13 protein-coding genes are annotated in these 11,665 nt (G+C 71.1%); 3 read left to right on the top strand and 10 right to left on the bottom strand.

From position 1 onward, the window contains the following. Positions 1-55: 55 nt before the first annotated feature. Together FH610_RS20575 and FH610_RS20570 are read left to right on the top strand one after the other, a co-directional pair. Positions 56-793, top strand: coding sequence for a transporter substrate-binding domain-containing protein (locus FH610_RS20575; protein ID WP_161628038.1), 738 nt, complete (start codon positions 56-58; stop codon positions 791-793). Positions 794-846: 53 nt separating this feature from the next. Next, positions 847-2,802: a S9 family peptidase gene (locus FH610_RS20570; RefSeq protein ID WP_139576147.1), complete on the top strand. Its 1,956-nt coding sequence runs from the start codon at positions 847-849 to the stop codon at positions 2,800-2,802. A gap of 352 nt (positions 2,803-3,154) precedes the next feature. Here the strand turns inward: FH610_RS20570 and rny are convergent, their stop codons facing one another. From rny to recA, 3 genes are all read right to left on the bottom strand, one after another. Further along, complete coding sequence (gene rny / locus FH610_RS20565; RefSeq protein WP_139576146.1) at positions 3,155-4,777, bottom strand: ribonuclease Y; 1,623 nt, start codon at positions 4,775-4,777, stop codon at positions 3,155-3,157. 280 nt (positions 4,778-5,057) lie between these two features. Continuing rightward, positions 5,058-5,663 (bottom strand): recombination regulator RecX, encoded by a 606-nt coding sequence (gene recX / locus FH610_RS20560; RefSeq protein ID WP_396779671.1) that lies wholly within the window; start codon positions 5,661-5,663, stop codon positions 5,058-5,060. Positions 5,664-6,016: 353 nt separating this feature from the next. Continuing rightward, the gene (gene recA / locus FH610_RS20555; RefSeq protein WP_030506474.1) at positions 6,017-7,117 is read right to left on the bottom strand and encodes a recombinase RecA; all 1,101 of its coding nucleotides are present in this window, start codon (positions 7,115-7,117) and stop codon (positions 6,017-6,019) included. Positions 7,118-7,447: 330 nt separating this feature from the next. Here recA and FH610_RS20550 point away from each other — a divergent pair, with 330 nt between their 5' ends. Then, complete coding sequence (locus tag FH610_RS20550; protein WP_139576144.1) at positions 7,448-7,723, top strand: hypothetical protein; 276 nt, start codon at positions 7,448-7,450, stop codon at positions 7,721-7,723. Between the two features lie 22 nt (positions 7,724-7,745). Here FH610_RS20550 and FH610_RS20545 read toward each other — a convergent pair whose 3' ends face one another. The 7 genes from FH610_RS20545 to FH610_RS45260 form a co-directional block, all read right to left on the bottom strand. Further along, positions 7,746-8,831, bottom strand: coding sequence for an ABC transporter permease (locus tag FH610_RS20545; protein ID WP_139576143.1), 1,086 nt, complete (start codon positions 8,829-8,831; stop codon positions 7,746-7,748). Then, the gene (locus tag FH610_RS20540) at positions 8,828-9,706 is read right to left on the bottom strand and encodes an ABC transporter ATP-binding protein (protein WP_139576142.1); all 879 of its coding nucleotides are present in this window, start codon (positions 9,704-9,706) and stop codon (positions 8,828-8,830) included. The genes FH610_RS20545 and FH610_RS20540 overlap by 4 nt, the downstream gene beginning before the upstream one ends. Further along, a complete protein-coding gene (locus tag FH610_RS20535; protein WP_139576141.1) occupies positions 9,699-10,007 on the bottom strand; it encodes a winged helix-turn-helix domain-containing protein in 309 nt (102 codons plus the stop codon). The genes FH610_RS20540 and FH610_RS20535 overlap by 8 nt, the downstream gene beginning before the upstream one ends. Continuing rightward, a complete protein-coding gene (locus FH610_RS20530; RefSeq protein WP_139576140.1) occupies positions 10,004-10,435 on the bottom strand; it encodes a cytochrome d ubiquinol oxidase subunit II in 432 nt (143 codons plus the stop codon). The genes FH610_RS20535 and FH610_RS20530 overlap by 4 nt, the downstream gene beginning before the upstream one ends. A 206-nt stretch (positions 10,436-10,641) precedes the next feature. Further along, complete coding sequence (locus FH610_RS20525; RefSeq protein WP_139576139.1) at positions 10,642-10,836, bottom strand: DUF3046 domain-containing protein; 195 nt, start codon at positions 10,834-10,836, stop codon at positions 10,642-10,644. 80 nt (positions 10,837-10,916) lie between these two features. Further along, positions 10,917-11,405, bottom strand: a complete 489-nt coding sequence (locus tag FH610_RS20520) for a VOC family protein (RefSeq protein WP_139576138.1) — start codon at positions 11,403-11,405, stop codon at positions 10,917-10,919. A gap of 45 nt (positions 11,406-11,450) precedes the next feature. Continuing rightward, positions 11,451-11,585 (bottom strand): hypothetical protein, encoded by a 135-nt coding sequence (locus FH610_RS45260; protein ID WP_276607695.1) that lies wholly within the window; start codon positions 11,583-11,585, stop codon positions 11,451-11,453. Positions 11,586-11,665 lie beyond the last annotated feature (80 nt).

Below are 11,665 nucleotides of genomic sequence, written 5' to 3'. Positions count from 1 at the left end.
TTCTTTGCCGTGTCGCTGCTGGCGGGGGGACGCACGCGACCTCGATATTGAGCGCGTGTGGCGTGGCGTTGCCGTGGTCGGCGTCCTGGCGGCCGCGTTCCTGACCGGTGGATGCGGGAACGACGGCACGCTGGTGGTCGGCGTGCGTCCCGGGCAGCCGGGCCTGGTCACCAGGCTTCCCGACGGGCGCTACAGCGGCTTCGACATCGAGGTCGCGCAGTACGTCGCCCGGGCGCTCGGTTACCGCGACGACCAGGTCGTCTACACGCTCGACACCGCGCGGGCCGATCTCGTCGTCGGCGCCACCGGTCCGCCGGGCTCCCGGTATGTCGCCGGCCCCTACCTCGTCACCAGCACCGACGTCCTCGTCCGGGCCCACGACCTGTCCATCCGCCGCCCGCGCGACCTCGCCCGCAAACGCGTCTGCGCCACCCGGGAGTCCGCCGAGCCGCTCGTGCAGAGGTTCGGCACCCGCTGGCGGCAGTTCTTCCTCGCCGAGGCGAACCTGCCCGCCGCCTGTGCGCCGCTGCTGGCCTCCGGCAGGACCGACGCGATCGTGGCCGACGCCCCCGTGCTCGCCGGGCTGTCGGCGCAGTACCCCGGCAGGTTCCGCTTCAGCGGCAGGTCGCTGGCCACCGAGAAGTACGGCATCGCCACCGGGACGGCCGCACTGCGCGACCAGGTCGAGGAGGCGCTGCGCCGGATGTTCGAGGACGGCACCTGGAAGCGGACGGTCATCGACCAGCTCGGCGCGCTCGCCACCCGCTACACCACTCCCCCGTCCCTCGACTGATGCGTTGCCGCATTCGCACCCGCGGGAGCGGGCTCGTCCGGCAGGATGCGGTCATGCCCCCCACGCCTGGCCCGAGGCCGTTCTCGCCACGGCTGTCGCCCATCTCCACCACCGACGTGGCACGCGCCGGTCTGCGGCTCGGCTTCCCGACCGTGCTGGGCCGGGAGACGTGGTGGGAGGAGGACCGCGCCGCAGAGGGCGGCCGCCGTACGGTCGTCCACCGGGCCGCCGACGGCGCTCTCACCGACCTGCTTCCCGCGCCCTGGGACGCCCGTACGCGCGTCCACGAGTACGGCGGACGGTCGTATGTCGTGGTCCCCGGCCACGGGCTCGTCTTCGCGCACCACCCCGATCAGCGGCTCTATCTCGCCCGGCCCCGGGCCGGCGGCGAGCCGGGCTCGGGCGCGGAGCGGCCCCGGCCGGTCACGCCGGAGCCCGACGAGCCGGGCGCGCTGCGCTACGCCGACCTGCGGGTCCAGGACGGCCCGGACGGGCCCCGGGTGTGGTGCGTCCGGGAACGCCACCACCAGGACGCCAAGGTCACCCGATCGATCGTGTCGGTGGCGCTGACCGGGGCCGGCGACGTCACCGACCAGGTCACCGGCAGCGACTTCTACGCCTCGCCCACGCCGTCCCCCGACGGCCGGCACCTCGCCTACATCTGCTGGAACCACCCGCACATGCCCTGGACCGGCACCGAGCTGCGGGTCACGCGGCTGTCCGACGGCGCCACGCGGACGGTGATGGGTGGGCCTGCCGAGTCGGTCCTCGCGCCGCTGTGGTGCGACGAGCGGAGCCTGTACGCGGTCTCCGACCGATCCGGCTGGTGGAACCTCTACCGGGCCGACATCTCCGGATCGTCATGCGAGGCCCTCTGCCCCTCGGAGGAGGAGTTCGCCGGACCGCTGTGGCAACTCGGCGGCCTGCCGTACGCCGTGCTGGCCGACGGGCGGCTCGCCGTGCTGCACGGACGCGGCGACCTGCGCCTGGGCGTCCTCGATCCGGAGACGGGCGCGGTGACCGACCTCGGCGTCCCCTTTCAGGGGTGGGCGCCCGTGCTGGACGCGGACGGCGACGTGCTCGTCGGCCTCGGCTACCGGGCGGGCGCGCCGCGTTCGGTCGTCCGGATCGACGCCGCCGACGCCGCCGGTGGCACTGGTCGCGCCGGTCGGGCCGGTCGGGCCGGTCGGGCCGAGGAACTGCGGCGGGAGATCGAGGACGTTCCCGCCGGCGTCCTCCCGGTGCCCCGGGCCGTGGAGTTCGAAGCTGTTGGGTTCGAGGCCGGGCCCGGCACGCGGGTCCACGCGTACCTGTATCCGCCGGAACAGCCGGACGTGGGCGGCGCGCCCTACGTCGTCTTCGTGCACGGCGGGCCTACCGGGCACGCGACGAGCGAGCTCAGTCTGGAGAAGGCCTTCTTCACCAGCCGCGGCATCGGCGTGATCGACGTCAACTACGGCGGATCCAGCGGGTATGGCCGGGCCTACCGGGAGCGCCTGCGCGGCCGGTGGGGCGTGACCGACGTGGAGGACGTGATCGCCGCGGCGAAGTGGCTGGTCGCCGAGGGCCTCGCCGACCCCGCCCGGATCGCCGTACGCGGTGCGAGCGCGGGCGGGTGGACGGTCATGGCCGCCTGCGGCGCGTCGGACGTATTCGCGGGCGGCGTCTCGGTGGCGGGCGTCAGCGCGCTCGGGCCGCTCGTCGCGGCCACCCACGACTTCGAGTCGCGATATGTGGAGTGGCTGGTCGGTCCCGAGGACCGCTACGGCGAGCGTGAGCCGCTGGCCCGGGCCGACCAGGTGAACTGTCCGATGCTGCTCATGCAGGGGCTCGCCGACCCGGTCGTGCCGCCGGCCCAGTCGCAGTCGTTCGCCGAGCGTCTGATGGCGCGCGGCGTGCCCTGCACCTATCTGACGTTCGAGGGCGAGGCCCACGGGTTCCGGCGGCTGGAGACCAAGGCGGCGGCCCTCGCCGCCGAGCTGTCGTTCTACCTGCAGATCTTCCGATGAGCGGGGCCGGTCACCCGTCCGTCTCGGCGAGAAGTGTGCGCATGCGGTCGATCTCGACGCGCTGGTCCGCGTCGACAAAGGCGCTCAACGACCTCGCCGACGCGCTCTGATCTGATCAGGGGGCGTCCCACCGGGGAGTCCCACCGGGGCGTCCCACCGGGGCGTCCCACGCACGACCGGGGCCCCCGCCCAGCAGTGGGCGGGGGCCCTCGGCCTTGGCGGGCAGGTGACCCGGTCGGGGGCCGTCCTGGGTTCCGGCGGGTGTGGGGCTCGACCACCCGCCCTCACGAGAGGGATCAGCCAGGTCCCTTCGCCATGACAGGCGCTTGGATGAGGCGTGACGGCCGAGGCCTTACCGGGCGAACTCCGTGGCGCGGGACTCGCGGACCACGGTGATCCGGATCTGGCCCGGGTAGGTCAGCTCCTCCTCGACCTGCTTGGCGACGTCCCTGGCGATGACCTGGGCCTGGATGTCGTCCACGTTCTCGGGCCGGACCATCACCCGGATCTCCCGGCCCGCCTGCATGGCGAAGACCTTGTCCACGCCGTCGTACGACTGGGCGATCTCCTCCAGGCGCTCCAGCCGCTTGACGTACGCCTCCAGGGACTCGCGCCGGGCGCCGGGGCGGCTGCCGCTGATCGCGTCCGCGGCCTGGGTGAGGACCGCCTCGACGGTCCTGACCTCCACCTCGTTGTGGTGCGCCTCGATGGCGTGGACGACGTCCTCGTGCTCGCCGTACCGCCGGGCGATCTCCGCCCCGATCATCGCGTGGCTGCCCTCGACCTCGTGGGTGAGCGCCTTGCCGATGTCGTGCAGAAGCGCACAGCGCTTGACGAGGTCACGGTCGAGCCGCAGCTCCGAGGCCATGATCCCGGCGATGTGCGCCGACTCGACCAGGTGCTTGAGCACGTTCTGGCCGTAGGAGGTGCGATAGCGGAGCTGGCCCAGCAACGTGACCAGCTCGGGGTGCATCTCGGTGATGCCCAGCTCGACCAGCGCGTCCTCTCCCGCCCGCACGCACAGGTCCCGCACCTCTGCCTTGCTGCGCTCGTACGCCTCCTCGATGCGCTGGGGGTGGATCCGGCCGTCGAGCACGAGCTTCTCCAGAGTCAGCCTGGCCGTCTCCCGACGGACCGGGTCGAAACACGACAGCAGCACCGCCTCCGGCGTGTCGTCGATGATCAGATTGACCCCGGTGGTGGACTCGAAAGCCCTGATGTTGCGGCCCTCGCGGCCGATGATGCGGCCCTTCATCTCGTCGCCGGGCAGGTGGAGGACGCTCACCACCGACTCGGCCGTCTGCTCGGTGGCGACCCGCTGCACGGCCAGCGTCACGATCTTGCAGGCGCGCTTCTCGCCCTCCTTCCGGGCCTCGCTCTCGATCTCCCGGACGATCAGCGCGGCCTCGCGCTTGGCCTGGTTCTCGATCTCCTTGACCAGCTCCGACTTGGCCTGTTCGGCAGTCAGTCCGGCGACCCGCTCCAGGATCTCCTGCCGCCGCTCGGCCACCCGCTCCAGCTCCTCGCGGCGGTCGGCCAGCTCGGTCTCGGTCTCGGCCAGCTTGCGGGCCCGCTCGGTCTGCCTGCGCGCCTCCTCGTCGAGCCGCTGCTCGCGCTCGGCCAGCCGGTTCTCGCGGCGTTCGAGGTCGGAGCGCAGCTCCTTGAGCTCCGTCTTGAGGATTCGCGCCTCCTCCTCGACCTCCTTGCGCATCAGCGCTGCGCTCTCAGCGAGTGTCTCCGACTTCTTGAGGATCTCCCCCGCGTCACGCTCCGCCTTCGTGCGGATCTCCTCAGCCTCGCGTCTGGCCCGTTCGAGTTCCTCGTTGACCTCGGCCTTCACCTCGGCAAGCTGCTCGGGCGAGGGGCCGGGCGGTGCGACGGCTCCGGTGCGGCGCATGACTATGACGAGGGCGGCGATCATCACGAGAGCCAGCAGCACTACCGCAACCGCAAGAACGATCACGATCGTGTCCATGCGCGCTCACCCCTCACGACAACTCTTGGCAGAGGTCACACGCGCAGCACGGCAGCGCCCGGTGGCGTCACCAGGACAAATATCGTCGCAATGCCCAGGCGCCCCGAGGGGCGACCCATATGGCCCGAAGGCCGGTCAATGTCTCTCGTCCGTCGTGGTACACCGTTATGGCAATCCGCGCTGCGCGGAGTAACTCCTCACTGCGGTCGAGATTAAGCGTCAGAGAGGTAACGAGCAAGCAAAGATGCCCTGTCAAGTGACTTTTGCGTGGTGCTATGGCTCACTCGAAGGTATCCGGAAGCCCATCTGACGGGCTGCCCTCGGCCTCGATCGCCTCTCGGACCACGCGGAAGGCCAGTCCCGGCGAGTAGCCCTTGCGGGCCAGCATGCCGACCAATCGTCGCATGCGCGCCTGCGGCTCCACCCCGCGGGTGGCGGCCAGCTTCCGATCGACCAGCCTGCGTGCGGTCTCGGCCTCCTCGTCCGGATCGAGCCGTCCGACGGCGTCCTTGACCGTCTCCTCGGCCACGCCGCGCCGCCGCAGTTCCTGGGCGAGCGCGCGGCGGGCGAGCCCGCGACCGGTGTGCCGGGAGCTCACCCACGCGGCGGCGAACGCCTCGTCGTCGATGAGCCCGACCTCGGAGAACCGCTCCAGCACGGCGTTCGCCGCCTCCTCGGGCACGTCCCGCTTGCGCAGGGCGTCCGCGAGCTGGGCCCGGGTCTTGGGTGCCATCGTCAGCAGGCGCAGGCAGATGGCTCTGGCCACCGCCTCGGGGTCGGCCGGCGGGCCCTCGCCCGCCGCGGTGCCCTCCTGCGGCCCGTCGGGAAGCCACCCGCCGGACCTCCCGCGCTTTCCCCGACCTCTCGGCGCTCCCCGCTCCCCCAGGCCTGCCCGGTCTCCCGGAGCTGCCTGTTCCCCCAGCCCTGCCCAGTCTCCCGGAGCTGCCTGTTCTCCCCGAGCTGTCCGTTCTCCCAGGCCTGCCGGGTCTCCTCGCCGGCCGCCACGTCCCTGGCGCCGGCGTCCGGCCCGGCCGGCCTCCTGACCCGCCTCCGCACGCCCGATCTCCGCACGCCCGCTCTCCGCGCGCCGAATCTCCTCACGCAGGGCGGCGATCGCCGCGGAGGCGTCCTCAGCCGATCCGGGCAGCTCTTCGGCCGGCCCCCAGGGTCCCGAGTTCCAGTCCCCCGGCCCGATCCCGTCGTCAGGGCCGGGGGGCTCGTCGCGCCTCATGCCTGCGCTCAGACGTCACCCGGCTTGGGCGCGCTGGCCGCCTTGCTGCCCCGGCCGGACGTGGGGGCGGGCGGCGCCGCCGGAGCGGCGGGGGGCTCGCTCGGCGAGTCGAGCCGCGGCCCGACACCGAGCTTCTCCTTGATCTTCTTCTCGATCTCGTTGGCGATGTCGGGGTTGTTCTTCAGGAAGTTGCGGGCGTTCTCCTTGCCCTGCCCGAGCTGGTCGCCCTCGTACGTGTACCAGGCTCCGGCCTTGCGCACGAACCCGTGCTCGACCCCCATGTCGATCAGCCCGCCCTCGCGGGAGATGCCGATGCCGTAAAGGATGTCGAAGTCGGCCTGGCGGAAGGGCGGGGCCATCTTGTTCTTGACGACCTTCACCCGGGTCCGGTTGCCGACCGGCTCGGTGCCGTCCTTGAGCGTCTCGATCCTGCGCGCGTCCAGCCGCACCGACGCGTAGAACTTCAGCGCCTTACCACCCGTGGTGGTCTCGGGGCTTCCGAACATGACGCCGATCTTCTCGCGGAGCTGGTTGATGAAGATGGCGGTGGTCCGGGTCTGGTTCAGCGCACCGGCGATCTTGCGTAGGGCCTGCGACATGAGGCGGGCCTGGAGACCGACGTGGCTGTCGCCCATCTCGCCCTCGATCTCGGCCTTCGGCACGAGGGCCGCCACCGAGTCGATCACGATGATGTCGACGGCGCCGGAGCGGATCAGCATGTCCGCGATCTCCAGCGCCTGCTCACCGGTGTCCGGCTGGGAGACGAGCAACGCGTCGACGTCGACGCCCAGCTTCTTGGCGTACTCGGGGTCGAGGGCGTGCTCGGCGTCGATGAACGCGGCGATGCCGCCGCCCTTCTGGGCGTTGGCCACGGCGTGCAGGGCGACCGTCGTCTTACCGGAAGACTCGGGGCCGTACACCTCGACGATCCTGCCGCGGGGATAGCCGCCGATGCCGAGGGCGACGTCGAGAGCGATAGAACCGGTGGGGATGACCTCGATCGGGGCACGCGCGTCGTCTCCGAGGCGCATGACACTGCCCTTGCCGAACTGCCGCTCGATTTGCGCGAGGGCGGTCTCAAGGGCCTTCTCGCGGTCGTTGATTGCCATTGGGTGCCCCCTGAAGGGTGGTCGTCTGCTCGGTCACCGAAAAGCTACGGGGTGCCACCGACATTTTCCGGAGCTTCCCGCAGCCCGCCCCGGAAGGCGGGCCGGGAGCCTGTCGCGCCCCGGCGACCTGACGGCGCGCACCCCGGCGGCGACCAGTCCAATATAGCCGAACGACTGTTCGATCACATGCCCGAACCGCCGCCAACCCGGGGACGAACGGCGTACCAACCGCGCCGTTACATTCCCGGGCGTTACTCTGCCATGGTTGCCAGCGCGCTGACCTGGGACGATCCTTGTAGCAAAGCTGGATCTCCCCGCTGGAGGGGCCACGTGACGGGCACCGGCGACTACAGCGGACAGCGCTTGGCCCGCCTTGAGGCGCTCGCGGCGCGGCTCCCCGAGCACGGTCTCTCCGCGCGACTGCTCGGCACGGACGATCCGGTCTTGTCCGTCTGGCACCCGGGCACCGGCAGGCAGACGATCGTCTTCGCGACGCCCGCCAAGGGAGGCTGGATGTTCCTGTGGGCGCCGGGCGGCCAGGAGAGCGCCGACGACCCCGGCCGTGCGGCCGAACTGATCGGCCGTACGCTCTCCCGGCGCCCCTGATCCTCCGTCGGCGCCCCGGCCGTCAGCGGACGACCTCGCCCAGCTTGACCCGGGCGCCGGTGCGGAGCACCGCCCGCTGATAGACGCGGGCCGCGCCCAGCAGGACGGCCACCACGGCCACGACCATGAGCGCTCCGGCGATGAGGATCTCCCCCAGCGGCACGTCGACGGCCGCCGTACGCACGGGCATGACCATCGAGGAGAACGGCGGCACGAACGACAGCACGCGCGCGACCGTGCCCGTCGGCTCGACGGCGGCGAAGTAGGCCGTCAGGTAGGTGAACATCATGAGCATGGTCATCGGCGTCAGGACGGTGTTGAGCTCCTCCTGCCGCGACACCAGGGAGCCGAAGGCGGCGGCGAGCGCCGAGAAGAAGGCGTAGCCCAGCACGAACCAGACGACCGCGCTGACCACGATTCCCCCCATTCCCGGCGGCAGGTCGGCCGTGAAGCCGGTCGCGAACGACGCCGCCAGACCGGCGGCGATGACCACGACGAGGTTGACCAGCCCCAGCGCGCCCAGCCCGACGATCTTGCCGCCCAGGAGCTGCCAGGGACGCACCGAGGTGAGCAGGATCTCCACGATGCGGCTGCCCTTCTCCTCCACCACACCCATGGCGACGAACATCGAGGAGTAGATGAGCAGGAAGAACAGCACCATCACGATCAGCGTGGCGATGCCGGTGCGCACGCCCTGGTAGCGGGCGTCCGCGCCGACCGACTCCACCGTCAGCGGCGTGATCGTGAGACCGGACGCCTTGATCTGGGCGTCACGGTGGGCGCTCTCCAGGATCAGCCCCAGCCGCTGGTCGAGTTCGCCGTTCGCGAGGACCTTGTCCCCGTTGACGAGCACCGCGTCGAGGTCCCCGTCGACCACGGCCTTCCGGGCGGCCGCCTCGTCCGGCCACCAGGAGTACGCGAGCTGGGCGGCGGGCGGGGGCGCGTCGCCCACCACGCCGACGTCGTAGGTGTCGTCGCCGCCCAAGACCTTGGGCAGGAACGCGAGCGCCGCCACCAGGACCGCGCTGACCGCCAGACTGATCAGGTACGACTTCGTCCTGACGCGCGTGCGGATCTCCCGCTGGGCCACCAGCCACAGGCCGTTCATGCCACCGCCTCCCTGAAGATCTCGGCCAGCGTCGGCTGCCTGCGGCCGAAGTGCTCCACCCTGCCCGCCCCGATCGCCGTACGCAGGATGTCCTGGTCGTCGCCCTCCTCGCACAGCAGGACGTCACGGTCGCCCTCGCGGGTGAGCTCGCCGGGCAGGCCGTCGGCCCAGCCGGGCGCGGCGTCCCCGACCACGACCCGCAGCACCCCGCGGCCCTCCCGCTCGCGCAGCTCGCCGACCGGTCCGTACGCCACCATGCGGCCCGCCGAGATGATGCCGACCGAGTCGCAGAGCTGTTCGACCAGGTCGAGCTGGTGGCTGGAGAAGATCACCGGCACACCCGCGGCGGCGCGGTCCTTGAGCACCTCCGCGAGCGCGTCGACCGCCAGCGGGTCGAGGCCCGAGAACGGCTCGTCGAGGATCAGGACCGCCGGCTGGTGGACGAGCGCGACGGCGAGCTGCACCCGCTGCTGGTTGCCGAGCGACAGCGCCTCCACGGCGTCGTCGCGCCGCTCGACCAGGCCGAGCCGCTCGATCAGGGCGGCGGTGGCCGAGCGCGCGGCGGCCGGGGCGAGCCCGTGGAGCCTCCCGAAGTATTCGATCTGCTCGGCGACCTTCATCTTCTGGTAGAGGCCGCGCTCCTCCGGCATGTAGCCGAACGTGCGGCGGTCGTCGTACGTCACCGGGCGCCCGTCCAGGCGCACCTCGCCGGAGTCGGCGTCGAGCACGCCCATGACGATCCGCATCGTCGTCGTCTTGCCCGCGCCGTTGGCGCCGACGAACCCGAACATCTCGCCCGGCCGTACGGTGAAGCCCACCCCGTCGAGGGCGGTCTTGTCTCCGTAGCGTTTGCGCAGGCCGTCGATCTCAAGCACGGGGGGTCGCCTCCACAATTCGTCGCAGAACGTCCATGTATGTCTCGAAGGCCCTACGCCCCTGGTCGGTGAGCGAGAGCCAGGTGCGTGCGCGCTTGCCGACGAAGGTCTTCTCCACCCGGACGTAGCCGGCCTCTTCGAGCGTGAGGATGTGCTTGCTGAGCAGCGAGTCGCTGACCTCGATGGTGTCGCGGAGGAAGCGGAAGTCGGCCTTGTCCGCCGCCGCCAGGGCCGCCATGATCGACAGCCGCACCGGCGCGTGGATGATCTCGTCGAGCTCGTGACGCGGGTGAGCCGTCATCGGTTCCTCATCACGCGGAGTCCGCCGTACACCAGGGGCAGCCCGGCGAGCACCGACAGCGCGACGAGCGCCGCCGTCCAGCCCGCCGTGGGCCGGTCGGGCCGCAGCCAGACGCCGAAGACGAACGGCAGCATCATCGTCACCACGTACGCGGCCGAGACCGGCCCGTTGATCCGCCGCATCAGCCGGTCGTGCACCCGCAGCCGGACCCAGTACACGCACAGGGCGACCGTCAGGACGATCCACCCGAGCCCGGCGAGCAACGGCAACGGATGGCCGCCGAGGAACATCGCCGGCCAGTAGACCATCGTGGCCAGTCCCACGAACAGGTATGCCCGTCCGGGCCCGCGCGAGGAACGCCGGACCCGCCGCCCCACGCGCCCGATCTCCTGGAGAGCCTTATCGGGAGTGAAGTCGTCTCCGCTCATGTGCTTCCTCCGTGTTCATCTGCTCAACACGCTAGCAAGCACTCAACCGGCATTCAAGTAGATGCCGTGGACGACGGAGGGCATGACTCATGGACGGAGCGGCACGTGACGGGATCACGCCGCCGCGGTCACGGGGTGGAGTCGACGGAGACCGCCGCCGAGCGGTAGCCCCCGGCGCGGTCTGCCGGTAGGCGGGACAGGGAGTGTCAGCGCAGCCTGGGGTCCACGTCGACCTCCTGGCAGACGGCCTGCCAGACCCGCTTGGCCGCCACGCCCTCCGCGAGGGCCTGCTCGACCGTACGCCCGCCGAGCCCGGCGATCACGTAGTCCTTCGCCCACGACTCCGCGTACGCCTCGCCGAAGTGGCGGCGCATCCTGTTCCAGAAGTCTGTGAGGCGCATGCGTTCAGTATGACGCCGCGGCCCGGATGTCCCGTCCCGGCCGCGGCGTCGCGGTCGCTGCCCACCGGCAGGAGACGGCGTCACATGACGCGGGTGCCGTACATCTCGCCGAGCGGGTCGGCCAGCAGCTCCAGGCGGGCGCCGTCCGGGTCCTGGAAGTAGATCGAGCTACCGCTTTCCACCTGGTGGGGGACACCGGCGGCGTCGAGCTTGCCGCGCAGGCGCTCCCACGTCGCCCGCTCCACCGAGATCGCGATGTGGTGGAGCCCGCCGAGGACCTCCTTGTACGGCTCCAGGTCGAGGCCGGGGAGGTCGAAGAACGCCAGCAGATTGCCGTTGCCGATGTCGAAGAAGAAGTGGTTGGACCCGCGGTAGTCGCGGTTCTCGAATATCTCGGTCAACGGGAACTCGAGGAGCTCGTGGTAGAAGCGGATCGTCCGCTCGACGTCAGACGAGATCAGTGCGAAGTGGTGCAGGCCCCTCGCGCTGCTTGCGGCACGGCGCTCGCTCAGGTAGCGCTCGCGGATCCGCGCGCGCTCCGCCTCGATGGCCGCGTAGTCGATTTCCATACTGAGGAAGTTTGGCCTGATGGCGGCATCTCATGCTGTCCGGGGTCAGGGGAGCAGCCATCTTCGCCAGCTCACCCATTCCACGCGTTCCGCCCGCAGCGCCTCGTACCGCGACTCGCGGGCCAGGCGGGCCTGGTGGGCGAGGTCCTGCCGGTCGGTGCGGCTTGTCCTGCGGAACATCTCGTTTCCCTTCGTCGAAGGTCGTGGTCGTGTCGTACGGGATCAGCCTGCCTGGGCCGGCTTGCCCCGCACTTGCCTGT

The sequence above is a fragment of the Microbispora catharanthi genome (genome assembly GCF_006334915.2).
Lineage (GTDB): Bacteria > Actinomycetota > Actinomycetes > Streptosporangiales > Streptosporangiaceae > Microbispora > Microbispora catharanthi.
Note: the sequence above shows the minus strand (reverse complement) of the source record. Positions and strands in the feature narration are given on the sequence as shown.